The following is a 26,746-nucleotide window of genomic DNA, read 5'->3' on the forward strand; positions in this document are numbered from 1 at the left end:
TAACCCTGGCATCCGAGGTGAATTTTCTTTATCGTCACCGCCCTTTGAAAAAGCCCGAGAAATCAAAATGTTAGAAGCATCCCTCAGCCAACTGGAACAACTGGTCAGCGACCTGGTACAGCAGAATCAGGAGCTACTGGGCAGCAACGAATCCCTCAAGGCCGAACTGGCTCGCGCCAAGGATGAGAACGACAGCCTGCAACTGAACCTGATGGAGCAGGAAGAAAAGCACGGCGCCACCGCAGCACGTATCCAGGCGCTGGTTGAGCGCGTGAGCGCAGGCCCTGTCAGCGCATGAATGAAGGGATAAAGGTCGTTTCGATTCTCGGAGAGGATTACTCGATCAAGGCCCCGGCGGGGGAAGATAAAACCCTGATGCACGCCGTGACCATGCTCAAGGCCTCCCTGGCCACCACCAAGAAAAAGTACCCGACCCTGATCGGTGACAAGCTACTGGTGCTGGCGGCGCTGAACCTGTGCGCCGAGCAGATCGAAATGCAGCAGGCTCACCAGCAGGAACTCGACCGTTACCAAGAGCAAGTCAGCGCCACGGTCGAGGTGATTTCCAAGGCGATCCAGCCCTAGAACCACTCATCCTGCATCCCCAGGCACGTATCATCCCGTGCCTCCAGAATCACCAGTTCATGATGGCAGCCCGGAATCTCCCAAGTCAGGAAGTACCGGGCGGCCTGGAGCTTGCCTTGATAGAAGGCGACATCGGCCACATTGCCCTTGGCCAGCCCTTCTTCGGCGCGAATCGCCTGTTCCAGCCAGCGCCAGCCAATCACCGTATGCCCGAATACCTTCAGGTACAGCGCCGAGTTCGCCAGGCTGCTGTTGACCTTGCCCTGGGCGAGATCCGTCAGCAGGCCGATGGTCACGCTTTGCAGGCGGCTGACCAGGTGCTCCAGCGGCTCTCTCAATGCCGTCAGGCCTGGATATTCCTGTGCCCGCGCGCCCGTGTCGGCGATCAGCCGGATCAGTTGCTTCAGGCCCGCGCCGCCGTTCTGCGCCAGCTTGCGCCCCAGCAGGTCCAGGGACTGGATGCCATGGGTGCCCTCGTGGATCGGGTTCAGGCGGTTGTCGCGGTAGTACTGCTCCACCGGGTATTCGCGGGTATAACCATGGCCGCCGAGGATCTGGATCGCCAGTTCGTTGGCCTTGAGGCAGAACTCCGATGGCCAGGATTTGACGATGGGGGTGAGCAGGTCCAGCAGTTCATGGGCCTGTTTGCGTTCGGCCTCGGTCTCCAGTGTGGTGGTGTCATCGAACAGCCGCGCGGCGTACAGGCCCAGGTCAAAGGCACCTTCGACGTAGGCTTTTTGCGTCAGCAGCATGCGCTTGATATCGGCGTGCTGGATGATCGAGACCGGCGCGGTGCCTGGGTCCTTGCTGTCGGGCAAGCGGCCTTGCGGGCGTTCGCGGGCGTATTCCAGCGAATAGAGATAACCGGCGTAACCGAGCATCACCGCGCCCATGCCGACACCGATGCGCGCCTCGTTCATCATCTGGAACATGCAGCTCAGGCCTTGGTGCGGTTTACCCACCAGATAGCCGACGCAGTTGCCGTTATCGCCGAAATTCAGTGCCGTGGACGTGGTGCCACGCCAGCCCATCTTATGAAACAGCCCGGCCAGCAGCACGTCGTTGCGCGCGCCGAGGCTGCCGTCGTCGTTGACCAGGAATTTGGGCACGATAAACAGCGAAATGCCCTTCACCCCGGCGGGCGCGTCCGGCAGCTTGGCCAGCACCATGTGCACGATGTTTTCCGACAGCGGGTGGTCGCCGCCGGAGATGAAGATCTTGTTGCCTTTGAGGCGATAGCTGCCGTCAGCCGCGGGCTCGGCGCGGGTACGAATATCCGACAGCGATGAGCCGGCGTGGGGCTCGGTCAGGGCCATGGTGCCGAAGAAACGGCCTTCGATCATTGGTTGCAGGAAGCGCTGTTTTTGCTCCTCGGTGCCGAAGCTTTCGATCAGGTTGGCGGCGCCCATGGTCAGGAACGGGTAGGACGTCGAGGCCGCGTTGGCGGATTGGAAGTGAGCGAAGCAGGCCTGGGACAGCAGGGTCGGCAACTGCATGCCACCGGCTTCGAAGCTGCGGGCCGCATTGAGGAAACCGGCTTCAAGGAACGCATCCACCGCCGGTTTCACTTCCGGAATCAGAATCGCCTTGCCGTCCTCAAAACGCGGTTCGTTCTCGTCGTTCTTGCGGTTGTGTGGCGCGAAGTACTTCTCGGCAATGTTGCGGGCCGTGCTGATGGCCGCATCGAAGGTTTCGCGGTTGTGCTCGGCAAACCGCTCGCGCTGGGTCAGGCCCTCGGCATCGAGGACTTCGTACAGCTCGAAAGCCAGATTGCGGGAACTGAGCAGCGTCTCGGACATGGCGGATTACCTTTGGGGAATTGGCCTGAGTCTAAGTGCGCGAATAAAGACTGGATAGCAAGATTGATCTAGGTGATGAAGAGGCAGAACGCGGGGAGGGGAATTGAAATGCGATCAAATGTGGGAGAGGGCAAGCCCCCTCCCACATTCAGTTAGCCGATGGTCATCAGGCTGGCATTACCGCCGGCAGCAGCGGTGTTAACGCTCAACGCACGTTCGATCACCAGGCGCTCCAAGGCAATCGTGGTCTCGCCCTGAGACAAACCATGTACCCCAACAATCGCCCCGCCACGCTGCGCCACTTGCTGGCACACCCCACGCAGTTGGTCGGAATCGCCGTGGTGCAGGACGGCGTCAAACACCACCTCGTCCTTGCTCCAGTCGGCCACGCGCTTGATTTTCGCCTGAATCTCCTTCGGCAACCGTGGGAACACGGCCTTGGTCAAGTCGGTTTCCGGCCATACCGCCGAACCGCCGACCGCCAATACCGCCGCCAGTTGAGTCAACAGATCGCCTTCCACGTCCGCCAGGCACAGTACGTGCTCGCGAGGCAGGATGGCGTAGCTGTTGCGCTCGCCGGTCGGGCCGGCCAATTGACGGGTGATACCGCTTTGGGATTGCGCGGCGAACTGGCTGCACAGCGCGCTCAGCTCGCTGAACTTATTGGTGTCGGCCCAGGTTTTCAGGGCGGTCAGCGGTTGGCTCATGGCATCGCGCAGACGTACGTCCGGTGCCGCCAGCTTGTCGCCACGTACGAAGGATTGCTCGATCGCATCGGTAGGACGGGTTGACAGCAAGCGGTACAGGTACAGCGGACCACCGGCTTTCGGGCCTGTGCCCGACAGGCCTTCGCCGCCGAACGGCTGCACGCCGACCACGGCACCGACGATGTTGCGGTTTACATAGACGTTACCGGCATTGACGTTGTCGATCACCTTGGCGATGGTCTCGTCGATACGGGTGTGTACGCCCAGGGTCAGGCCATAGCCGGACGCGTTGATCTGGCCGATAAGCTGGTCGATCTCCTTGCGCTTGTAGCGCACCACGTGCAGCACCGGGCCGAAGATCTCCCGTTGCAGTTCGTCGAAGCTTTCCAGCTCGATCAGGGTGGGCATCACGAAGGTGCCGCGCTTGATTTCTTCACCGTCGGCAATCGCCACCTGGTACACATTGCGGCCTTTGTCGCGCATGGCCTGGATGTGTTTCTCGATGCCGGCCTTGGCTTCGGCGTCGATCACCGGGCCGATGTCCACCGACAGGCGTTCCGGGTTGCCCAGGCGGCATTCAGCCATGGCGCCCTTGAGCATTTCGATCACGCGGTCTGCCGAATCTTCCTGCAGGCACAACACGCGCAGGGCCGAGCAACGTTGACCGGCGCTGTCGAAGGCCGAGGACACCACGTCGATGACCACCTGCTCGGTGAGCGCCGAGGAATCGACGATCATCGCGTTCTGGCCGCCGGTCTCGGCGATCAGCGGGATCGGACGGCCCTGGGCATCCAGGCGCCCGGCGACATTGCGTTGCAGCAGGCGCGCGACTTCGGTGGAACCGGTGAACATCACGCCCTTGACGCGATCATCACCCACCAGGCGCGCACCGACGCTTTCACCCTGGCCCGGCAGCAATTGCAGTACGCCTTGGGGAATACCGGCTTCGAGCAGGATGCGCACGGCTTGTGCAGCCACCAGCGGGGTTTGTTCGGCTGGCTTGGCCAAGACCGGGTTACCGGCGGCCAGTGCGGCAGCCACTTGCCCACTGAAAATCGCCAGCGGGAAGTTCCACGGGCTGATGCACACCACTGGGCCCAATGGGCGGTGGGCGTCATTGGTGAAGTCGTTGCGAGCCTGTACCGCGTAGTAGCGCAGGAAGTCCACGGCCTCACGCACTTCGGCGATGGCGTTGGCGAAGGTCTTGCCGGCTTCGCGGGCCAGCAGGCCCATCAGCGGCTGGATCTCGCCTTCCATCAGGTCGGCGGCACGTTCCAGGATCGCGGCGCGTTCGGCGGGCGGGGTGGCCTGCCAGATCGGGCCGGCGCTGATGGCGCACTGGATCGCGTTGTCGACGTCTTCGACGGTGGCTTCTTGCACGTGACCGACCACGTCACGCAGGTCGGACGGATTCAATACCGGTGCCGCCGCTTGATCGCTGGCGGCGCAACCGAGCATCGGCGCGGCCTTCCAGTTGTTGTGGGCAGTGGCCAGCAGGGCGCAGGACAGCGATGCCAGGCGGTGTTCGTTGGCCAGGTCGATACCGGCCGAGTTGGCACGGTCGCTGCCGTACAGGTCACGGGGCAGCGGGATACGCGGGTGCGGCAGGCCGAAGCCGCCTTCCAGCGTCGCCATCTGCTCGATGCTGGCCACTGGGTCGGCCACCAGCTCCTGGATCGAGATGGACTGGTCGGCGATGCGGTTGACGAACGAGGTGTTGGCGCCGTTTTCCAGCAGCCGACGCACCAGGTAGGCCAGCAGTGTTTCGTGAGTGCCGACCGGTGCGTACACGCGGCACGGACGGTTCAGCTTGCCTTCGGAAACCTTGCCTACTACCTGCTCGTACAACGGTTCACCCATGCCGTGCAGGCATTGGAACTCGTACTGGCCGGGGTAATAGTTCTGACCGGCGATATGGTAAATCGCCGACAAGGTATGGGCGTTGTGCGTAGCGAACTGCGGGTAGATGACTTCCGGTACCGACAGCAGCTTGCGTGCACAGGCAATGTAGGAAACATCGGTGTACACCTTGCGGGTATACACCGGATAGCCTTCCAGGCCTTCGACCTGGGCGCGTTTGATCTCGCTGTCCCAGTACGCGCCTTTTACCAGGCGGATCATCAGGCGATGGCGGCTGCGGCGTGCCAGGTCGATGACGTAGTCGATCACATACGGGCAACGCTTCTGGTAGGCCTGGATCACGAAGCCAATGCCGTTCCAGCCGGTCAGCTGCGGTTCGAAGCACAGGCGCTCGAGCAGATCCAGCGACAGCTCCAGGCGGTCGGCTTCTTCGGCGTCGATGTTCAGGCCGATGTCGTATTGCTTGGCCAGCAGGGTCAGGGACAGCAGGCGCGGGTACAGCTCATCCATCACGCGCTCGTACTGCGCACGGCTGTAACGCGGGTGCAGGGCCGACAGCTTGATGGAGATACCCGGGCCTTCATAAATCCCACGGCCGTGGGAGGCTTTGCCGATGGAGTGAATGGCTTGTTCGTACGAGGCCAGGTATTTCTGCGCGTCGTGTTCGGTGAGGGCGGCTTCACCAAGCATGTCGTAGGAATAGCGGAAACCCTTGGCTTCGAATTTGCTCGCGTTGGCCAGGGCTTCGGCGATGGTTTCGCCGGTCACGAACTGCTCGCCCATCAGGCGCATGGCCATGTCGACGCCCTTGCGGATCATCGGCTCGCCGCTCTTGCCGATGATGCGGCTCAGGGATGAGGTGAGGCCGGCTTCGTTATGGGTGGCGACCAGTTTGCCGGTCAGCAGCAGGCCCCAGGTGGCGGCGTTGACGAACAGCGACGGGCTGTTGCCCAGGTGCGGATGCCAGTTGCCGGTGCTGATCTTGTCGCGGATCAGCGCGTCGCGGGTGCCTTTGTCCGGGATCCGCAGCAGTGCTTCGGCCAGGCACATCAGGGCTACGCCTTCTTGGGACGACAGCGAGAATTCCTGCAGCAGGCCCTGAACAATCCCGGCACGGCCGCCGGCACTCTTCTGATTGCGCAGTTTTTCCGCAATCGAAGCGGCGAGCTTGTTGGTGGCTTCGGCCATTTGCACCGGCAGGCGGGCCTGTTCGATCAACATCGGCACCACTTCCGGCTCGGGGCGGCGGTAAGCGGCGGTGATCGAAGCGCGCAGTACGGATTGCGGCAGGATGCTCTCGGCGAACTCAAGGAAGCACTGGTGGGCGTGGTCGCTCTGGACTTCGCCTGCGTCGTCAGCGTCCTTGCTGCTCAAGCCGTTGAGCTCGGTCAGGGTTGCACCACCCTCGAGTTTTTCCAGGTAATTGAAAATCGCCTGCTTGATCAGCCAGTGCGGCGTGCGATCAATGGAGGTCGCGGCCGCCTTGAGGCGTTCGCGGGTCGGGTCGTCGAGTTTGACCCCAAGGGTGGTCGTAGCCATTTTCTTATCCTCATGGGTGCCACTACCGAGTGGCATCAGCTGGCGGCAAGATTAGCTTTGCTCAGGGAGAGGTGCAACCGGGTGCAACCCATTTTGTTGATGAATTTTTCGACGCATGATCGGAAAAAATCGGCCGTCGACGGAATCTGCTTCGGCTTGGTGCATTTACTTCTGAGATCGGCTGTTCTTGCTCCGAAAAGGAGCAAAAAACCAGTGTTTTTTGTGTTTTACACCTGGGTGCAACTTATTCCCAAGAAACTGGTTGCACCTTATTTACTTTGTTGAATAGCATTCGCGCCCAAGGTGCAACCGACTTTAGGGTTTGGTTCATCGGCTGGCGGCTTTCCTGGGGAAACGTCAGTCATAAATGCGCGGCACGCAGGTACGTTTACTCACTGACCAGTGGGTGGCCGTCTGACAGACCGCCGCTACATAAAAACAAAGCCAGGGCGTCACTCATATGAGCGTAAGTAATCCAACCCTGATCACATTCGTGATCTACATCGCAGCAATGGTGCTGATCGGCCTGATGGCCTATCGCTCCACCAACAACCTTTCCGATTACATCCTGGGCGGTCGCAGCCTCGGTAGCGTGGTGACAGCCTTGTCCGCCGGTGCTTCCGACATGAGCGGCTGGTTGTTGATGGGTTTGCCGGGCGCGATCTACATGTCCGGCCTGTCGGAAAGCTGGATCGCCATCGGCCTGATCGTCGGTGCCTACCTCAACTGGCTGTTCGTGGCCGGTCGCCTGCGGGTACAGACCGAGCACAACGGTGACGCCCTGACGCTGCCGGATTACTTCTCCAGCCGTTTCGAAGATAAAAGCGGTCTGCTGCGGATCATCTCTGCGGTGGTGATCCTGGTGTTCTTCACCATCTACTGCGCTTCCGGCATCGTGGCCGGTGCCCGTCTGTTCGAAAGCACCTTCGGCATGTCCTACGAGACCGCGCTGTGGGCCGGTGCTGCAGCGACTATTGCCTACACCTTTATCGGTGGTTTCCTGGCCGTGAGCTGGACCGATACCGTGCAAGCCACGCTGATGATCTTCGCGCTGATCCTGACGCCGATCATTGTGCTGCTGGCCACCGGCGGTGTGGACACTACGTTCCTGGCGATTGAAGCCAAGGACCCGACCAGTTTCGACATGCTGAAAAACACCACTTTCATCGGTGTTATCTCGTTGATGGGCTGGGGCCTGGGTTACTTCGGTCAACCGCACATCCTCGCGCGCTTCATGGCGGCGGATTCGGTGAAGTCGATCGCCAAGGCGCGTCGCATCTCCATGACCTGGATGATCCTGTGCCTGGCCGGTACCGTGGCGGTGGGCTTCTTCGGTATCGCTTACTTCTCGGCGCACCCTGAGGTCGCCGGTCCCGTCACCGAAAACCCTGAGCGTGTGTTCATCGAACTGGCAAAAATCCTGTTCAACCCATGGGTTGCCGGTGTCCTGCTGTCGGCCATCCTCGCCGCCGTGATGAGCACCTTGAGCTGCCAACTACTGGTGTGCTCCAGCGCCCTGACCGAAGATTTCTACAAAGCGTTCCTGCGCAAGAACGCCTCCCAGCTTGAGCTGGTGTGGATCGGTCGCGTGATGGTGCTGGTGGTTGCCCTGATCGCCATCGCCATGGCCGCCAACCCGAACAACCGCGTCCTGGGGCTGGTGAGCTACGCCTGGGCCGGTTTCGGCGCTGCGTTCGGCCCTGTGGTGCTGATCTCGGTGATCTGGAAAAACATGACCCGCAACGGCGCACTGGCCGGCATCCTGGTCGGCGCGACCACCGTGATCGTGTGGAAGCACTTCGAACTGCTGGGCCTTTACGAAATCATCCCTGGCTTCATCTTCGCCAGCCTGGCCATCTATTTCGTAAGCAAGCTGGGCGCACCGACAGCCGGTATGGTCGAGCGCTTTGATGCGGCGGAAAAAGACTACAACCTCAATAAGTGATTCGCCGGGCGCTGAGCGCCTGTCGAGATGAAAAAACGGCCTGCGTCCTTTGGATGGGGGCCGTTTTTTTAAGGTTTTGAGGTCAAACAACGCGGATCACAGGCTCAGCTGATTGCTGAAATGAAAGATTATCGCACCGACAGCTCCGACTAGACCTGTGAGGGCCGTTCCGTGAAGTGCGAGTTTCAGATTGCGCGGAAACTCCTTGACCTGTTTTGCGTTAATAACGCCACGTTTTGCGTTCCACTTCGGCAGCGCGATTGCTATATAGACGACACATAGTCTGCCTAATCTTCCTGGTAGGTTGTCACTAAAAATACGCCTGTAGTTGTTTATCAGGCTGCACTGGTCCAACAAATCTTCCATCTTTTTCAATTTTCGATAGGCCAGGAAAAAATCGAGAATGACCGCTGTAAGCATTGAGCCCGCCGAGACCAGCGCTACTTGATCTTTTGCGGGGAGGCTGAGGACGTACTCAATACTCATACAGGACTTCTCCGGCGGCTGCGCCGACCTCGCTTCCCAAGTTACCTAGAGCAAAGCCCATTGCTCCCCCAGCTATCAGAAGGCAGCCCAAGGCAAACGGCCCGGCTGTCGGGGCCATTACGGCTATACACAAACCCATTCCCATCTGGCCTCCGATGATTCCCCCAGCCACCCCGAACGTTAATTTACCTGCCTCCACATACTTCGCTTTTCTGCATTGCTGATCTCTCCCAGTGGAGCACGCCTCCTTGATCTCCAGCGCCGTCGCTGTCGTACTCAGTGCTATTCCCAATGGTGTACCGTTTTTAAGAAATTTTGCTGTTTTGGAGACCCGCGCAATAGTTTTGCTGTACTGATTTATCTCCCCACTATGCAAGTAGCTCTTGGTTGAAATTCCCAGCATTTTCTTGATCGAGCCTTCATTCCTCAGGCCTGTTCCATAACGCGCAAAGCTGCGCATCTGTGCTTCCAGCTTGGCAAATAGAACTTGGCGTCGAGCCAGGAAGTCATCTCTTGCAGCACCTCCTCCAAGACGCAATGATTGTTTGTGCAGTGCATCAATTTCATCGAGCGTGTTCACTATTTCTTGTAAGTGTCGGCTCCAAGCGTCGCCTGCAGTACCTATCCCTAGTGATGCGTAACCCAGCAGTTTTTGTAGCAGGTCGTAGTTGTGCAGGGCGAAGGTATCTGCGCCTTCGGCCATTACGCTATGACGAATGTCCCAGGCGGCGCGCATCAAGCGTGACTCTTCCAAGGTACAGCTCGCTGTGGTTTCGTCCCCGATGATGACTAACTGCCCTGGCAGTACAACAACATTGCGAATATGAGTATTGAGGGCATCAAACTTCGCTTCGGCGTGTTTGCTCAATCGTAGTTTTGCCTTGAGCTCCACTGAGGTTTGTCGATGCTCATTGATGAATGCATAGGGGGGAGGCATTACACACTCCCCCGCGATGCAGATTGGCTCGAAGCGAGGTGATTGCCTGCCATGAAAGCATTCCTTTTTGAATGAACATGGCTGCGCAATTTAAATAGCCACCTGGAGGGTGTCTTGGTTATGGCGGATGAATTTCGGGTGGTTTTTTGTTTTTGGGAAAAGGGCTACTGAGCTGCGTCTGAGTTCTGTCAGACGCGTGTGTTTTTACTGAGGCTCGGTGTGCAATTACCTGCCGAAAAGCCATGAAAGAGTGAAGCTAGGAATTGGAAACCCGGCGCGTAAGGATTTACTGATTTGTTCGCGCTGCGGTCGGTTCGATAAGTGACTGGTACAGAATCTCCCGCCTACCCCTCGCAGAGAAACACCGGATGTTCGCTCCTGCCAATCAAAGTGCCTTTACCCTGACCCTCGACGGTGTGCCGAGTGAACTCAAGGTGTTCGAGTTCCATGGCAATGAAGCCATCAGCCAGCCGTATCGTTTTGATCTTGAACTGATCAGCGAACAGCCCGACCTGGACCTGGAAAGCCTGCTGCATCGTCCGGCATACCTGGGCTTCGACGCTCACGGTCATGGCGTCCACGGCCTGGTTTATCGGGTGGCGCAGGGCGATTCCGGGCGGCGGCTGACGCGTTACCAGATCAGCCTTGTGCCGCAGTTGGCCTATCTCGCGCACAGCAGTCACCAGCGGATCTTCCAGCACAAGACGGTGCCGCAGATCATTGCGCAGGTGCTGGCGGAGCAGCAGCTCCATGCCGACCAATTCGAATTTCACCTCAGTGGCGCCTATCCCGAGCGCGAGTATTGCGTGCAGTTTGGCGAGAGCGACCTGGCCTTCATTCAGCGCCTGTGTGCCGAACAGGGGATTCACTATCACTTCCAGCATTCGCCCGAAGGACACCTGCTGGTGTTTGGCGATGACCAGACCGTTTTCGCCCCGCCCGATCAGCCTACGCCCTACATGCCGGGCTCCGGGATGGTGGCGGATACGCCGGCCATCAAGCGCTTTGCGCTGCGGTTGGAAACCCGCACCACCGCGGTCAACCTGCGTGACTACGACTTTCTCAAGCCGAGCCTGGTGCTGGAGAGTGGCGTGGTCGGCGAACAGCTTCCACGGTTTGAGGCGCAGGCCTACCCCGGTCATTTTTCCGATCGCCCCCACGGCAAATACCTCGCGCAACGTGGCCTGGAGCGGCACCGTAGCGACTATCGAATAGCTCGTGCCAGCGGCGATGACCCTGCATTGAGCAGCGGCCGGTTCCTCAAGTTGACTGGGCATCCGCGGGACGAATGGAATGACGTGTGGCTGGTGACGCAAGTTACCCACGAAGGCAGGCAGCCCCAGGTTCTGGAGGAGGCTGTCACCGAGGTTGGCGGTGGAGATTTTCTTCAGGGGTATCGCAATGAATGTGTGGCGACTCCGTGGGACGTGATCTTCCGCCCGCCCTCACCTGAGCACTCGAGGCCGACTTTGTCGGGTTACCAGAACGCCGTGGTCACCGGCCCCGTCGACAGTGAAATCCATTGCGACGAATACGGCCGGGTCAAGGTGCAACTGGCCTGGGATCGCGTTGGCGAGCATAACGATCATTCCAGTTGCTGGCTGCGGGTGGCCAGCGGTTGGGCCCATGACCGCTATGGTTCGGTGCTTATCCCGCGCGTGGGCATGGAAGTGCTGGTGGGGTTCGTCAATGGAGATATGGACATGCCGCTGGTGATGGGCTGCCTGCCCAACGCGGCGACGCCGGTCCCTCTCGACCTGCCGGCAGACAAGACCCGCAGCATCTTCCGTAGCCAAAGCAGCCCCGGTGGCGGTGGCTACAACGAACTGCGCATCGAAGACCGCAAGGGCGCCGAGGAGATCTACCTGCGCGCCCAGCGGGACTGGACCCAACATGTGCTGCACGACCAGCAGGTGCAGATCGACAATCAATGCCGCATCAGGGTGGGCGGTGAGTCGCACCATGAACTGCATGGCGAAGAGCAGCGCATCACCCATGGCAATCGTTTGACCGAACTCAAGCAGGACGATCATCTGGTGGTCGGTGGTTCGCAGCAGATGCGGGCCGGGCGGGCCATCCAGATTGGCGCCGGGCAGAGCGTCGTTATAGAGGCGGGCGCAAGCGTGACAATTCAGGCCGGTGGGCAGTCGATTACGCTGTCGGCAGACGGGATCTTCAGCAGCGCGCCGATTCAGCTGGGAGGCGCGCCTGCTCCGGCGGCTTCGCCATTGATGCCTGGGGTGAAGGCGGCGTTGCTGGCGGTTATTCCCGCACCGCTGAGCCGGATGCAAGTGGCCAGCCTCAAACGTAGTGCTCCGTTTTGCGAAGAGTGCCAACGCTGCAGTGACCGTCAGTGCGGTGCCCCCACCCCACCCCATTCAACCTTAAAAGGAATTTTCCCTGATGCCTCAATCCCTGACCCCCGATGACTGGCTAGGGCAATGCCCTCTACTCCCCGGCGAGCGGCTCTATGTGGTGCTGAGCAGTGCCAGTGATGCGAAACCGCTGGCTGCCTGGAAAGTCTCGGCAGCCGGGATGCCGCCTCAAGCGATCTGGGCAGGCACGGCCTATGCCGAGTGGGGTGAGGTGATGCCCTGCGTAGGGATTGTCGAATCCGACAGTGCCTTCCTCGATTGGATTGCAACCACTGAAGCGACGGATTGGGGTTGGCTGGCGGTTTCGTCCAGTCCGTTGGAAGTGGTAGTGGCTCATCTGCAAAGCCTGACCAAGATACTGCTTCCCGATGAGCGGAGTGTGTTCCTGCGCTTCTGGGATGGCGCTCAGTTCCTGCCGATCGTGCAGAAGCTGGGCGATGAAATCGGCGCGGTGTTGCCGGTGTTCCAGCGGTATCTGATCAATGGCCAGTCGCTGGGCGTTGCGACGGCGTCGGTAACGGCGGCCAAAGCCAGTCCCTGGTGGCGAGTGCCTGAATCGTTATTGGAACACTTGGCCGCGCAGTCGCCACAGACCCTGATCGACAACCTGCTGCAGTGGCTTGAAGAGCAGCGCCCCGACCTGTATGCCGCGTTCACACCGGCGACCTTGCAGCACAAGGTCGCCTACTTCGCGCGCAGTACGGACATCAGCGCTGAAGCGCTGGCGGGCTACCTGGACTCAGAGTTGAGTTGAGGCCAGCGCCTGTTGCAGGTCGTCGATCAGGTCTTCGACCGCTTCGATACCCACCGACAGGCGAATCATTTCCGGTTTTACGCCGGCCTTGGCCTGTTCCTGCTCGTTCATCTGTCGGTGAGTGGTGGAAGCCGGGTGGCAGGCCAGGGACTTGGCGTCGCCGATGTTGACCAGGCGCTTGAAGATTTGCAGGGCGTCGTAGAAGCGCACACCGGCATCAAAGCCGCCCTTCAAGCCGAAGGACAGGATCGCCGACGGTTTGCCCTGCATGTATTTCTGCGCCAATGCGTGGTGCGGGTGGTCCGGCAGGCCGGCGTAGCTGACCCATTCCACCTGGGCATGGCCTTGCAGGAATTGCGCGATTTTCAGGGCGTTTTCGGTGTGGCGCTCCATGCGCAATGCCAGTGTTTCCAGACCTTGAAGCAACAGGAAGGCATTCATCGGCGCCAACGCTGCACCGGTGTTGCGCAGTGGCACGGTACGAGCACGGGCGATGAAGGCGGCGGGGCCGAATTTTTCGGTATAGACCACGCCGTGATAGGCCGGCTCGGGCTGGTTGAGGCCGGGGAATTTATCCGCGTATTTCGTCCACGGGAACGTGCCACTGTCGACAATTACACCGCCCAGGGAGTTGCCATGGCCGCCGACGTATTTGGTCACCGAGTGCACCACGATGTCGGCGCCGAACTGGATCGGCTTGCACAGGATCGGCGTGGCCACGGTGTTGTCCACCACCAGCGGCACGCCACGGGCATGGGCAACGTCGGCCAGGGCTTCGATGTCGATGATATTGCCCGCGGGGTTGCCGATACTTTCGCAGTACACCAGCTTGGTGTTGTCATCGATCAGTTCGGCGATGGCTGCAGCGCAATCGTCCCGGGCGAAACGCACCTCCACGCCAAAGCTCGGCAGCAGGTGGGCGAAGAGGGTGTAGGTGCCACCATAAAGCTGCGGAGTGGTGACGATATTGTCACCCGCACGGGTCAAGGTTTGGATTGCGTAGTGGATCGCCGCGCTGCCGGCCGAGACTGCCAGCGCTGCGATACCGCCTTCAAGGGCGGCGATGCGCTGCTCCAGCACATCGTTGGTGGGGTTCATGATGCGCGTGTAGATATTGCCGGGTACGTCCAGGTTGAACAGGTCGGCGCCGTGTTGGGCGTTATCGAATTCGAAGGCGACGTTCTGGTAGATCGGCACGGCGACGGCCTTGGTGGTCGGGTCCGACTTGAAACCGTGGTGCAGCGCGATGGTGGCGTCTTTCATGATTGTTATTGACCTCCCTGGAGTGGTGGAAGGCCACAATAAATCCGCCTTGCCGTCGGCATTTAGATTTTTTTCAACGGGCTGCCTGCGTTTGCGGCATAAGCACCGCCCGGCATGCGGCCCTGCACCTTTGCGCCCTTAGAAGGTAAACTTCGCCCCCTGCGCAGGAGCAACCATGAATTATCGTCACGCCTTTCACGCCGGCAACCACGCCGATGTCTTCAAACACCTGACCTTGACCCGCCTCATCGCCCTGATGTCGCGCAAGGAGCAGCCGTTCGCCTACCTCGACACCCATGCCGGGATTGGTCTGTACGACCTGCAAGGTGATCAGGCCAATCGCACGGGTGAGTACCTGGAAGGTATCGCGCGTTTGTGGGGCGCCGACGATCTACCGCCGCTGAGCGCCGATTACATGCGTGTGCTGCACGAGATGAACCCCGATGGCCAGTTGCGCTACTACCCGGGCTCGCCGGAGCTGGCGCGCCGCCTTACGCGCCCCCAGGACCGCGTGCTGCTCAATGAAAAACACCCGGAAGACGGCGTGTTGCTCAAGGACAACATGAAGGGCGATCGTCGGGTCAAGGTTCATTTGGGCGAAGGCTGGCATGTGCCGCGCGCCCTGTTACCGGTGCCGGAAAAACGTGCGTTGATGCTGATTGATCCGCCGTTTGAACAGCTCGACGAAATGCAGCGCTGCGCCGCCGCCCTCAAGGAAGCCGTCAGCCGTATGCGCCAGACCGTCGCGGCGATCTGGTACCCGGTGAAGGACCAGCGCATGCTGCGTCGCTTCTACCAGGACCTGGCCGGCACCGGTGCGCCGAAGTTGCTGCGCGTGGAATTGCTGGTGCATCCGCTGGACACGCCCAACACCCTGACCGGCTCGGGCCTGGCGATTGCCAACCCGCCGTGGGGCCTGGAAGAGGAGTTGCGTGAGCTGCTGCCGTGGCTGTCCAGGAAGCTTGGCCAGACCCAGGGTGGGTGGCAGATGGATTGGCTCATAGCTGAGTAGTTGTAAGTTGCAAGCTTCAAGCTTCAAGCTGCAAGTGAGAGCAGAAAACACCACTTGCAGCTTGCAGCTTGAAACTTGCAGCTCCGATCTTCAGATCAGGCAAGTCACGCCGGTACCGCCGATCCCACAGTAGCCCTGCGGGTTCTTCGCCAGGTACTGCTGGTGATACGCCTCGGCGAAGTACACCGTCGGCGCCTCTTCGATTTCGGTGGTGATGGTGCCCAGGCCGGCCTTGGTCAATTCTGCTTGATAGGCATCGGCACTGGCCTTTGCCGCCGCCAGTTGCTCAGGCGTGGTCGCATAGATCACCGAGCGGTACTGGGTGCCGATGTCGTTGCCCTGGCGCATGCCCTGGGTCGGGTTGTGCAGTTCCCAGAACATCTTCAGCAGGTCTTCGTAGTTCACCTTGGCTTGGTCATACACCACCAGCACCACTTCGCTGTGGCCGGTCAGGCCCGAGCAGACTTCTTCATACGTCGGGTTCGGCGTGAAACCACCGGCATAGCCGACCACGGTGCTGACCACGCCATCGCGCTGCCAGAACTTGCGCTCGGCGCCCCAGAAACAACCCAGGCCGAAGATCGCGAAGCCGACGTCGTCGACGAATGGGCCCAGCAGCGGGTTGCCGTTGACGAAGTGCGTCTGCGGCAGGTTCATCGGGGTTTCACGACCAGGCAACGCTTGTTCTTGAGTAGGCAGCACGTTTTTGTTCACCAGAATTTCCGAGCGCAAGACCATGAGCAGTCCTCTCGTCAGGTTGAGTTAGCGGTAAATTTCAGACAGCCAGTGTGCCCGAGTGTTACAGCGCTGTCAGGCGATTGGCCCGCGCGGATAGCGTCTAAGCTTCTCGAGCAGCTCTGCACCGGGGATCGGCCGGTCGAACAGGTAGCCCTGGCCAACGTCGCAACGGTGCCGACGCAGGAACGCCAGTTGCTCGGGGGTCTCGATGCCTTCGGCCACCACCTTGAGCTTGAGGTTGTGGGCCATGGCGATCACGGCCGAGGTGATTTCCATGTCGTCCTGGTTGTCCGGGATTTCGTGGATAAAGCTGCGGTCGATCTTGATGATGTCGATGGGAAATTTTTTCAGGTAGCTCAGCGACGAGTAACCGGTGCCGAAGTCGTCCATGGCCAGGGTCAGGCCGAAGCTCTTGAGCTGGTCCAGTTGCAGGCGCGTGTCTTCGGTCGCTTCCAGCAGCAGGCCTTCGGTCAGCTCCAGTTCCAGCAGGTTGGCCGGCAGCTGTTCTTCCTTGAGGATCGTGGCGATCGAGGCGACCAGGTCCGGGTCGGAAAACTGTTTGGGCGACAGGTTGATTGCTACCTGCAAATTGCCCATGCCAGCGGCGCTCAGTTGCCTGCTCATGCGGCAGGCCTGGCGCGCGATCCATTTGCCGATCGGGATGATCAAACCGGTCTCTTCGGCGACGCTGATGAACTGATCGGGGCGGATCATGCCCTTTTCCGGATGGTTCCAGCGCAGCAGCGCTTCCATGCCCAGCAAGCGGCCGCTGCGCAGGCACAGCTTGGGCTGGTAGAACACGTCCAGTTCGTTCTGGGTCAGGGCACGACGCAGGTTGTTCTCCACGAACAGCTTGTAGCTGGCCTCGGCGTTCAAGGCTTCGGTGAACACCTGTACCTGGTGTTTGCCGTTGGCCTTGGCCTTGTGCAGGGCCAAGCCGGCGTTGCGCATCAGGGTCTGCGGGTCACGGCCATGCAGCGGTGCACAGGCCAGGCCCACGGAGCCGGTGACGCTGATCAGTTGGTTGTCGACGAACATCGGTTTGTCGAGGGTCGCCAGCAGTTGGCTGGCCACCTGTTGGCCGCTTTCCAGGTCAGTGTCGTCCAGCAGCACCGCGAATTCGTTACTGGCAAAACGCGCCAGGCTGCCGCCGGCACTCAGGCTGTTGCGCAGGCGGCGGGCCAGGCTGATCAGCAGCTTGTCGCCGGTCTGGTGGCCGAGGCTGTCGTTGATGCGCTTGAAGTTGTCGATGTCCACCAGCAACAGGCTGATCGGGCTGTCGCTGTCGCGGGCAAAGCGCTCATCAAGGTTGCGGATAAATGCCGGACGGTTGCCCAGGTTGGTCAGGTTATCGGTGTAGGCCAGGCGTTCGATGCGCTGCTGGGCCAGCTTGTTCTGGGTGATGTCTTCGTAGATGCCGATGTAGTGGGTCAGCTCACGGTTGTCGCCATATACCTTGGAAATCGACAGCTGGCCCCAGTAGGGCTCGAGGTTTTTACGTCGGCTCTTGAACTCGCCCTGCCAGCTGTTGCTCTTGGCCAGGCTCGACGGTGCGTCGAACAGCAGTTCGCTGAGGTTTTCCAGGGCCGGCAGCTGGGCCAGGCGGTGGCCGTGGACTTCTTCGGCGCTGTATTGGGTAATCGCGGTAAAGCTTGGGTTGACGTACTCCACCACGCCGTCGCAGTTGACCAGCAAAAAGGCATTGGCACTTTGCTCCACGGCACGCTGGAACAGGTGCAGGGCGCTGGTGGCGGTACGGCGGTTGTGGTTGTTGATCACTTGCGCGAACTGGTCGGCCAGTTCGCCGGCAAAGGCAATCTCATCGGCCTGCCAGGCACGCGGGCTGCCTCCCTGTTCCAGGCACAATACGCCCACCACCTGGCCGTCGACGCGGATACTCGCATCGAGCATGGCGTGGACGTCCCTGGCGCGCAGGTTTTCGACCATTTCCCGGGTGCGCGGGTCGCGCATCGCGTTGGTTGCGTCGATTGCCCGGCTGGTGTGCAGGGCTTCCAGGTAATCCGGAAAGCAACTGGCGTCGATGGGCTCAGGCAGGTGGTGCTGCTGGTCATCGCGGTGGTAGGCCGAGATCGGTACCAGGCGCTGGCCTTCGAGGTTCCAGATGCTTGCGCAGTCGATCTGGTAGATGTCACAGGCGCTGCGGGTGATCAGCTCTGCGGCTTCCTGCAGCGAATTGTTGGCGGTGTAGCGCTGGCGGGCCAGCAACAGGATCAGCTCCTGCTGGGCGCGCACCCGCTCCAGGTGCTGCAGTTGTTCCTGCTGGGCGCGCTGGTTGAGCTCCAGGGCGATCTGCAGGCGGCTGTTCTGGCTTTCCAGGTCCTCCGTCGGGGCGGGCAGGGAGACTTCGTTGAACAGGCCGTCGACCACCATCAGGTAGCCGCGCAGCAGATGGCGATTGTGTTGTTTGTAGGCTTCGCCCATTTCCAGCAGGCTCAGGGGGCCATCGTTGGTGTGCAGGGTGTAGCGCACCAGATAGTGAGGGCTGTCGCTCAGTTGCTGTTGGATGGTGTCGTGCAGTTGATAGCGCGCCTGAGGCTCCATCAGGCTGGCGAAGGGGGTGCCGAGCAGCGCACACAGCTCGACCGCCGACAGGCCGAATTGGCGCTCGCAGTTAGGGTCGAGGTACAGAAGGGCCCAGCTTGCCTCATTAAGCCGCTCGAAACGCAGCATACCGAGGCGCGAAGGCACCGGTAACTGCGTCACTACCTCGGCCGCCATACGGGCGACATCGGGTTGGCTTTTCATGGGGGGGGAACTCACTTCAAATAACGCGCACGGCGCCGGGCTCACGCCCTCTTTACTGTTGCCTGCGGCAAGGTTGCATCATGCGGCGCGGGCTGACAAGAGAGGATGAAGGCTAAGTGCTATAAGGGGGTTATCGGCCAGGCGGAGGAATTCTTCAGTCAGGATGACAGAAGGTGTACAACCCTGTTCTGTCTGTAGAGAAAAGCAAAAAAAGCCCCGCCAAATTGACGGGGTTGAGGTACGAGCGTGGCGCTCGGAAATCGTTGCAACCAGGCCTCCCCGATGAAAGGGAGGCCGCTGTGGCTTACAGCAGGATGGTGCGGATGTCGTTCAGCAACTGGCTCAGGCGCTGGGTGAAGCGTGCAGCAGCCGCGCCGTTGATCACACGGTGATCGTAGGACAACGACAGTGGCAGCATCAGCTTCGGCTGGAACGCTTTACCGTCCCAGACTGGCTGGATGGTGGCCTTGGAAACACCCAGGATCGCCACTTCCGGCGCGTTGACGATTGGCGTGAAGCCCGTACCGCCAATGTGACCGAGGCTGGAGATGGTGAAGCACGCGCCTTGCATGTCGTCTGCGGTGAGCTTCTTGTCACGGGCCTTGGCAGCCAGTGCAGCCGCTTCGGCAGCGAGTTGCAGCAGGCTCTTCTGGTCGACGTTCTTGATGACCGGTACCAGCAGGCCATCCGGCGTGTCGACGGCAAAACCAATGTGCACGTACTTCTTGCGAATGATCGCCTTGCCGCTTGGCGCCAGCGAACTGTTGAAGTCCGGCAGCTCCTTGAGCAGGTGCGCACAGGCCTTGAGCAGCAGCGGCAGCACGGTCAGTTTCACGCCGGCCTTCTCGGCCACGGCTTTCTGCGCAACGCGGAAAGCTTCCAGGTCGGTGATGTCGGCCTGGTCGAACTGGGTCACGTGCGGAATGTTCAGCCAGCTGCGATGCAGGCTCGACGCGCCGATTTGCATCAGGCGGGTCATCGGCACTTCTTCGGTCTCGCCGAAGCGGCTGAAGTCCACCACCGGGATCGGTGGAATGCCCGCGCCGCCAGTAGCAGTGCCGGCAGCCGGAGCTTCCTTGGCTTTGTGCATCATGGCTTTGACGTAGACCTGCACGTCTTCCTTCAGCACGCGACCGTGTGGGCCAGTGGCCGACACAGCGTTCAGCTCGACGCCGAACTCACGGGCCAGTTGACGTACCGCCGGGCCAGCGTGAACCTTGGCACCGCTTGGCGCAGGTGCAGCAGCAGGGGCCGGAGCGGCCTCGGCTTTTGCAGCAGGCGCAGGGGCGGCAGCGGCCGGAGCGGCTTCAGCCTTGGCCGCCGGAGCAGCAGCCGGTGCTGGAGCAGCAGCAGGTGCAGCGCCTTGTACTTTCAGCTTGAGGATGAAGTCGCCAGTGCCGACTTCGTCTTCCAGCTTGACCGCGATGCTTTCCACAATGCCGGCAGCCGGCGATGGGATTTCCATGGAGGCCTTGTCGGACTCCAGGGTGATCAGCGACTGGTCGGCTTCGACGGTGTCGCCGACCTTGACCAGCAGCTCGATGATCTTGGCCTTGCCCGACGAACCGATGTCCGGAACATGAATGTCCTGGACAGTCGCTGCGGCTGGAGCAGCAGCCGGGGCTGCAGGAGCCTCGGCAGCAGCGGCAGGTTTTTCCGCGGCAGGCGCCGGTGCAGCAGCGGCAGCAGGTGCCGCCGCAGGGGCCGCATCAGCGGCACCTTCGATTTCCAGTTCCAGCAGTTCGTCGCCTTCTTTCAGGCGGTCGCCCAGCTTCACTTTCAGGCTCTTGACCACGCCGGCCTTGGGAGCAGGGATTTCCATGCTCGCCTTGTCCGATTCCAGGGTCAGGATGCTCTGGTCGGCTTCGACGGTGTCGCCGACCTTCACAAACAGCTCGATTACTTCACCTTCACCGCTGCCGATGTCAGGTACGCGAATGAGTTCGCTCACAAAAAATCTCCTCAGCAGTCCAGTGGGTTGCGTTTTTCCGGGTTGATCCCGAACTTGACGATAGCGTCAGCTACCACCTTGGGTTCGATCTCACCGCGGTCAGCCAAGGCTTCCAGGGCTGCCAACACCACGAAGTGACGGTCGACTTCGAAGAAGTGACGCAGCTTCTTGCGGCTGTCACTGCGACCGAAACCGTCGGTGCCCAGGACTTTGAATTCCTTGGACGGGACCCACTGGCGAATTTGTTCAGCAAACAGTTTCATGTAGTCGGTAGAGGCAATGACTGGACCTTTACGGCCGGCCAGGCACTCTTCGACATAGCTCTGCGCAGGCTTCTGGCCCGGGTGCAGGCGGTTGTTGCGCTCTACGGCCAGGCCGTCGCGACGCAGTTCGTTGAAGCTGGTAACGCTCCAGACGTCGGCGCCGACGTTGAACTCTTCACGCAGGATCTTCGCCGCTTCACGGACTTCACGCAGGATGGTGCCGGAGCCCATCAGCTGCACGTGGTGCGCCGCTTCCTTGGTGTCTTCTTCGAGCAGGTACATGCCCTTGATGATGCCTTCTTCCACGCCGGCCGGCATGGCTGGCTGCTGGTAGGACTCGTTCATCACGGTGATGTAGTAGAAAACGTCCTGCTGCTCTTCGGTCATCTTCTTCATGCCGTCCTGGATGATCACCGCCAGCTCATAGCCGTAGGTTGGATCAAAGGTGCGGCAGTTCGGGATGGTGGCAGCCAGGATGTGGCTGTGACCGTCTTCGTGTTGCAGGCCTTCGCCGTTCAGTGTGGTACGGCCGGCGGTACCGCCGATCAGGAAACCACGGGTACGGCTGTCGCCCGCTGCCCAAGCCAGGTCGCCGATACGCTGGAAGCCGAACATCGAGTAGAAGATGTAGAACGGCAGCATCGGCTGGTTGTGGCTGGAGTACGAAGTGCCGGCAGCGATGAAGGAGCTCATGGCGCCCGCTTCGTTGATGCCTTCTTCGAGGATCTGGCCCTTCTTGTCTTCCTTGTAGAACATCACCTGGTCTTTATCGACTGGCTCGTAGAGCTGGCCGACGGAGGAGTAGATGCCCAACTGGCGGAACATGCCTTCCATACCGAAGGTACGGGCTTCGTCCGGGATGATCGGGACGATACGCGAGCCGATTTCCTTGTCCTTGACCAGCTGCGCGAGGATCCGCACGAAGGCCATGGTGGTGGAGATTTCACGGTCGCCCGAGCCGTCCAGGATTGCCTTGAGGGTATCCAGCGGAGGTGTAGGGATGTTGAAGCTCTTGGCGCGGCGCTGTGGCACGAAACCGCCCAGTGCGGTACGACGCTCGCTCAGGTAGCGGGCTTCGGCGCTGTTCGGCTCCGGCTTGAAGAACGGCAGGTTCTCCAGCTCTTCGTCCTTGACCGGGATGTCGAAGCGGTCGCGGAACAGCTTCAGGCTTTCAACATCAACCTTCTTGGTGTTGTGCGCAGTGTTTTTCGCTTCGCCGGCACCGGTGCCATAACCCTTGATGGTCTTGGCCAGGATGACGGTCGGTTGTTCTTTGTGGTTGACCGCTTCGTGGTACGCCGCATAGACCTTGTACGGGTCGTGGCCGCCACGGTTGAGTTTCCAGATCTCGTCGTCGGACAGGTCGGCAACCATCGCCTTGAGTTCAGGCGTGTTGAAGAAATGTTCACGTACGAACGCGCCGTCTTTGGCCTTGTAGTTCTGGTACTCGCCGTCGATGACTTCGTCCATGCGACGTTGCAGGATACCGTCGACGTCCTTGGCCAGCAGTGGGTCCCAGAAACGGCCCCAGATGACCTTGGTCACGTTCCACTGGGCACCGCGGAACACGCCTTCGAGTTCCTGGATGATCTTGCCGTTGCCGCGAACCGGGCCGTCGAGGCGCTGCAGGTTGCAGTTGATGACGAAGATCAGGTTGTCCAGCTTCTCGCGGCCGGCCAGGGAGATGGCACCCAGGGATTCCGGCTCGTCGCACTCGCCGTCGCCCAGGAAGCACCAGACTTTCTGCTTGCCTTCCGGGATGAAGCCACGGGCTTCCAGGTACTTCATGAAGCGTGCCTGGTAGATCGCCTGGATCGGGCCCAGGCCCATGGATACCGTCGGGAACTGCCAGAAATCAGGCATCAGCCAAGGGTGCGGGTAGGACGACAGGCCCTGGCCGTCGACTTCCTGGCGGAAGTTGTTCATTTGCTCTTCGCTGATGCGACCTTCCATGAACGCACGGGCGTAGACGCCTGGCGAGGTGTGGCCCTGGAAGTAGATCAGGTCGCCGCCATGTTCTTCGGTCGGGGCCTGGAAGAAGTAGTTGAAGCCGATGTCATACAGGGTTGCGCTGGAAGCGAAGCTGGAGATGTGACCGCCCAGGTCAGAATCTTTCAAGTTCGTGCGCATTACCATCGCCATGGCGTTCCAACGTACCAGCGAGCGAATGCGGCGTTCCATGAACAGGTCGCCAGGCATGCGTGCTTCGTGGGTGACGGGGATGGTGTTGCGGTATGGCGTGGTGATGGCGTAGGGCAGTTGCGAGCCGCTGCGGGTCGCGAGTTCGCCCATACGGGTCATCAGGTAGTGAGCACGGTCTTCGCCTTCTTTGTCGAGAACCGATTCCAGGGCGTCCAGCCATTCCTGGGTTTCGACGGGATCGAGGTCTTGCATGGCTTGCTCCAGGGCGGAAAGGCTACCAGAATCGGTTGCCTGAAGTTTGCGACTGGCCTTGTGGGCAGACGACATAAATTCTTGGATGGCCGAAGGTTGCTTCGGCGTCCTGTAGTTTTACTACAAATCGTCGGCCATTTCAGCCTTTCGAATGTATATACGAGTAGTAAAACTACACAAGACCGAGCGGATTGCTCGGTCTGGCTGGTGAGCATAATCGTTATTGTTGATCTTTTGCGAACAAGAAAAGGTAGAAGTTTAATGTTGCCTGCCAAAAATTACATATTTTCAGCTATTTATCACCTTTGTTCGACAGTCCTTCATCGAGCGCGGTGCTTGCCTTCACAGCAGCAAGCCATTTACACGCCGACCAAGGATAGACCATGAGCCTTCCAACGCTGGCCGAACTGCCGGCCATTCTGTTGCCAAAGGCCCAGCGGGCCGAGCAGTCATTTCGTGACGCCGTGGCCGCGCTGGACGACGATCATGGCCTTTCTTCGTGGACGCCGCAACGGTGGGCCGACTTCGCCCGGGTGTGCGCCGCCAGTGATTTCGTCATTGAACAGAGTGTTCGTGACCCTTTGATGTTGCTCGAGCTGGCGGCCTGGGGCGAGCTGGACCGCGGCTTTGCGCCGGGCGAGCTGTGCGGGCAGATTGCCGGTGCCGTGCAACAGGCCGAAACAGAAGATGAGCTGGGCCGCGTACTGCGTCGTCAGCGTACGCGCCAGCAAGTGCGCATCATCTGGCGCGACCTGACCCGTCAGGCCGACCTGGTGCAAACCTGTCGTGACCTCTCCGACATGGCCGACGCCAGCATCGACCAGGCCTACCAATGGCTGTACCAGCGCCACTGCGTGCAGTTCGGCACACCGACCGGGCGGCGCAGCGGCGAGCCGCAGCATATGGTCATCCTCGGCATGGGCAAGCTCGGTGCGGTGGAGCTGAACCTGTCGTCGGATATAGACCTGATCTTCGCCTACCCCGAGGGCGGCGAAACCGTGGGCGTGAAGCGCTCCCTGGATAACCAGGAGTTCTTTATTCGTCTTGGTCAAAAATTGATCAAGGCCCTCGACCCGATGACCGTCGACGGCTTTGTGTTCCGTGTCGACATGCGCCTGCGTCCCTACGGTTCGGCCGGCGCCCTGGTGCTCAGCTTCAACGCGCTGGAGCAGTACTACCAGGACCAGGGTCGCGACTGGGAACGCTATGCCATGATCAAGGCGCGCGTGGTCGCCGGTGACCAAATGGCCGGTGCGCAACTGCTCGATATGCTGCGGCCGTTCGTGTACCGCCGTTACCTGGACTTTTCCGCCATCGAGGCGCTGCGCACCATGAAGCAGCTGATCCAGCAGGAAGTCCGACGTAAAGGCATGGCCGACAATATCAAGCTGGGCTCGGGCGGCATCCGCGAAGTGGAATTTATCGCCCAGGCGTTCCAGCTGATCCATGGCGGCCGCGACCTCAGCCTGCAGCAGCGGCCGCTGCTCAAGGTGCTCGGCACCCTGGAAGGCCAGGGCTACCTGCCGCCGGCGGTGATCGCCGAGTTGCGTAATGGCTATGAATTCCTGCGTTACACCGAACATGCGATCCAGGCGATTGCCGACCGCCAGACCCAAATGCTTCCGGACAGCCCTGAAGACCAGGCGCGCATTGCCTTTATGCTCGGGTTTGCCGACTGGGCGGCCTTTCATGAGCGCCTGATGCATTGGCGTGGCCGTGTGGACTGGCACTTCCGCCAGGTGATTGCGGATCCTGATGAAGAAGAAGGGGCGGAAAGCGAGTTGGTCGTGGGCGGAGAATGGCTGCCGCTGTGGGAAGAGTCCCAGGATGAAGAGGCCGCCTGCCGTCAATTGGCTGAAGGCGGCTTCACCGACGCCACCAAGGCCCTTAAAGCCTTGGCCAGCCTGCGCAACAGCCCGCAACTGCGGGCCATGCAGCGCCTGGGACGTGAACGCCTGGATGCCTTTATCCCGCGCTTGCTGGCCCAGGCCGTCGAGCACGCCAACCCGGACCTGGTGCTGGAGCGTGTACTGCCGCTGGTGGAGGCCGTCGCCCGGCGTTCCGCCTATCTGGTGCTGCTGACGGAAAATCCCGACGCCCTGCGCCGCCTGCTGACCCTGTGCGCCGCCAGCCCGTGGATCGCCGAGCAGATCACGCGCTTCCCGCTGCTGCTGGATGAGTTGCTCAACGAAGGCCGCCTGTTCAAGCCACCGCTGGCGCCGGAACTTGCCGCCGAGTTGCGCGAGCGCCTTACGCGCATCCCCGAGGATGACCTTGAACAGCAGATGGAAGCCCTGCGGCACTTCAAGCTGGCCCACCGCCTGCGCGTGGCCGCTTCGGAAATCGCCGGCAGCCTGCCGTTGATGAAAGTCAGCGACTACCTGACCTGGCTCGCCGAAGCCATCCTCGAACAAGTGCTGGCCCTGGCCTGGCGCCAGACGGTGGCCCGCCACGGCTCGCCGCAGCGTTTGGACGGCACCTTGTGCGATCCTGGGTTCATCATTGTCGGTTATGGGAAAGTCGGCGGCATCGAACTGGGGCATGGTTCGGACCTGGACCTGGTGTTTATCCACGATGGCGACCCGCAGGCCGAGACCGACGGCGCCAAGCCGATCGACGGCGCGCAGTTCTTCACGCGCCTGGGCCAGCGGATCATCCATCTGCTGACCACCCAGACCAACTCCGGCCAGTTGTATGAAGTGGACATGCGCCTGCGCCCATCCGGCGCATCCGGGTTGCTGGTCAGTTCCCTCGGGGCGTTTGACCGCTATCAACAAAATGAAGCATGGACCTGGGAACATCAGGCCCTGATCCGCGCGCGGGTGCTGGTGGGCAGCCAGGATGTGGGCCAGGCATTCGAGCAGGTACGGGCTAAAGTGCTGGGGCGTGAGCGCGACTTGGCGAAGTTGCGCCAGGAGGTCAGTGAGATGCGCGCCAAGATGCGTGACAACCTGGGTACCAAGGCCACGGCGGCCGGCACCGGCGCCAATGCCTTCGACGCCACGGTGCTGTTCGACCTCAAGCAGGACGCCGGAGGTATCGTCGATATTGAATTTATGGTGCAATACGCGGCTTTGGCGTGGTCTGCGCAACATCCGTCGTTGCTGCGCTATACCGACAATATCCGCATTCTGGAAGGCCTGGAGCAGGTGGGTTTGATGCCCGCCGCCGATGCCCATCTGCTGCGCGAGGTGTATAAGGCCTACCGTTCCGCCGCGCATCGCCAGGCCTTGCAGAACGAGGCCGGTACGGTACCCGGTGATCAGTTCGCTGACGAACGGCGCCAGGTGATGCGAATCTGGCAGGCGCTGGGGTTGGGTTGAAACACTATTAGGGCGGGGAGGCATAAGCCTCCCCGCATCGTTTGTGGAA

Annotated in this window: 16 protein-coding genes; 7 read left to right on the forward strand and 9 right to left on the reverse strand. The window is 60.7% G+C overall.

Features of this window, described 5'->3' with window-relative positions; all coding sequences use genetic code 11:
* Positions 1–67 precede the first annotated feature (67 nt).
* Positions 68–298 carry a hypothetical protein gene (locus F6S08_RS02950; protein WP_003187970.1) on the forward strand — a complete coding sequence of 77 codons (231 nt, stop codon included), beginning with the start codon at positions 68–70 and terminating at the stop codon, positions 296–298.
* On the forward strand, positions 295–585 hold the full coding sequence (locus tag F6S08_RS02955) for a cell division protein ZapA (protein ID WP_017526490.1): 291 nt from the start codon (positions 295–297) through the stop codon (positions 583–585). Before F6S08_RS02950 ends, F6S08_RS02955 begins: the two co-directional genes overlap by 4 nt.
* Here the strand turns inward: F6S08_RS02955 and F6S08_RS02960 are convergent.
* Both F6S08_RS02960 and putA read right to left on the reverse strand, forming a co-directional pair.
* A complete protein-coding gene (locus F6S08_RS02960) occupies positions 582–2,384 on the reverse strand; it encodes an acyl-CoA dehydrogenase (protein WP_065925682.1) in 1,803 nt (600 codons plus the stop codon). The genes F6S08_RS02955 and F6S08_RS02960 overlap by 4 nt on opposite strands.
* Before the next feature lie 152 nt (positions 2,385–2,536).
* Positions 2,537–6,490 (reverse strand): trifunctional transcriptional regulator/proline dehydrogenase/L-glutamate gamma-semialdehyde dehydrogenase, encoded by a 3,954-nt coding sequence (gene putA, locus F6S08_RS02965; RefSeq protein ID WP_315871260.1) that lies wholly within the window; start codon positions 6,488–6,490, stop codon positions 2,537–2,539.
* A gap of 460 nt (positions 6,491–6,950) precedes the next feature.
* On the opposite strand from putA, the gene putP reads away from it, so the two are divergent.
* Positions 6,951–8,435, forward strand: coding sequence for a sodium/proline symporter PutP (gene putP / locus F6S08_RS02970; RefSeq protein ID WP_074848521.1), 1,485 nt, complete (start codon positions 6,951–6,953; stop codon positions 8,433–8,435).
* A 96-nt stretch (positions 8,436–8,531) separates the two neighbouring features.
* Here putP and F6S08_RS02975 read toward each other — a convergent pair whose 3' ends face one another.
* Both F6S08_RS02975 and F6S08_RS02980 read right to left on the reverse strand, forming a co-directional pair.
* Complete coding sequence (locus tag F6S08_RS02975; protein ID WP_315871261.1) at positions 8,532–8,921, reverse strand: hypothetical protein; 390 nt, start codon at positions 8,919–8,921, stop codon at positions 8,532–8,534.
* Positions 8,911–9,858, reverse strand: coding sequence for a hypothetical protein (locus tag F6S08_RS02980; protein WP_074848525.1), 948 nt, complete (start codon positions 9,856–9,858; stop codon positions 8,911–8,913). The genes F6S08_RS02975 and F6S08_RS02980 overlap by 11 nt, the downstream gene beginning before the upstream one ends.
* Before the next feature lie 368 nt (positions 9,859–10,226).
* On the opposite strand from F6S08_RS02980, the gene F6S08_RS02985 reads away from it, so the two are divergent.
* Entirely contained in the window at positions 10,227–12,287 is a 2,061-nt protein-coding gene (locus tag F6S08_RS02985) for a type VI secretion system tip protein VgrG (protein ID WP_315871262.1), read from the forward strand.
* Positions 12,262–12,987, forward strand: a complete 726-nt coding sequence (locus F6S08_RS02990; protein ID WP_315871263.1) for a DUF4123 domain-containing protein — start codon at positions 12,262–12,264, stop codon at positions 12,985–12,987. The genes F6S08_RS02985 and F6S08_RS02990 overlap by 26 nt, the downstream gene beginning before the upstream one ends.
* On the opposite strand, the gene F6S08_RS02995 is transcribed toward F6S08_RS02990, so the two are convergent.
* Positions 12,973–14,250 (reverse strand): O-acetylhomoserine aminocarboxypropyltransferase/cysteine synthase family protein, encoded by a 1,278-nt coding sequence (locus F6S08_RS02995; protein WP_065946633.1) that lies wholly within the window; start codon positions 14,248–14,250, stop codon positions 12,973–12,975. The two genes, F6S08_RS02990 and F6S08_RS02995, sit on opposite strands and share 15 nt — an antisense overlap.
* Before the next feature lie 175 nt (positions 14,251–14,425).
* Here F6S08_RS02995 and F6S08_RS03000 point away from each other — a divergent pair, with 175 nt between their 5' ends.
* Positions 14,426–15,262: a 23S rRNA (adenine(2030)-N(6))-methyltransferase RlmJ gene (locus F6S08_RS03000; protein ID WP_065946632.1), complete on the forward strand. Its 837-nt coding sequence runs from the start codon at positions 14,426–14,428 to the stop codon at positions 15,260–15,262.
* Positions 15,263–15,352: 90 nt separating this feature from the next.
* Here F6S08_RS03000 and msrA read toward each other — a convergent pair whose 3' ends face one another.
* The 4 genes from msrA to aceE all read right to left on the reverse strand — a co-directional run bounded on the left by msrA (position 15,353) and on the right by aceE (position 23,374).
* Positions 15,353–16,000 (reverse strand): peptide-methionine (S)-S-oxide reductase MsrA, encoded by a 648-nt coding sequence (gene msrA / locus F6S08_RS03005; RefSeq protein WP_315871264.1) that lies wholly within the window; start codon positions 15,998–16,000, stop codon positions 15,353–15,355.
* A gap of 72 nt (positions 16,001–16,072) precedes the next feature.
* Positions 16,073–18,766, reverse strand: coding sequence for a putative bifunctional diguanylate cyclase/phosphodiesterase (locus F6S08_RS03010; RefSeq protein ID WP_065925674.1), 2,694 nt, complete (start codon positions 18,764–18,766; stop codon positions 16,073–16,075).
* 304 nt (positions 18,767–19,070) lie between these two features.
* A complete protein-coding gene (gene aceF, locus F6S08_RS03015) occupies positions 19,071–20,717 on the reverse strand; it encodes a dihydrolipoyllysine-residue acetyltransferase (RefSeq protein WP_315871265.1) in 1,647 nt (548 codons plus the stop codon).
* Between the two features lie 11 nt (positions 20,718–20,728).
* Positions 20,729–23,374 (reverse strand): pyruvate dehydrogenase (acetyl-transferring), homodimeric type, encoded by a 2,646-nt coding sequence (gene aceE / locus F6S08_RS03020; protein WP_065925672.1) that lies wholly within the window; start codon positions 23,372–23,374, stop codon positions 20,729–20,731.
* 383 nt (positions 23,375–23,757) lie between these two features.
* On the opposite strand from aceE, the gene glnE reads away from it, so the two are divergent.
* Entirely contained in the window at positions 23,758–26,697 is a 2,940-nt protein-coding gene (gene glnE / locus F6S08_RS03025) for a bifunctional [glutamate--ammonia ligase]-adenylyl-L-tyrosine phosphorylase/[glutamate--ammonia-ligase] adenylyltransferase (protein ID WP_315871266.1), read from the forward strand.
* The last annotated feature ends 49 nt before the right edge of the window (positions 26,698–26,746 follow it).

This window comes from Pseudomonas sp. JV449, assembly GCF_032424295.1.
Lineage (GTDB): Bacteria > Pseudomonadota > Gammaproteobacteria > Pseudomonadales > Pseudomonadaceae > Aquipseudomonas > Aquipseudomonas marginalis.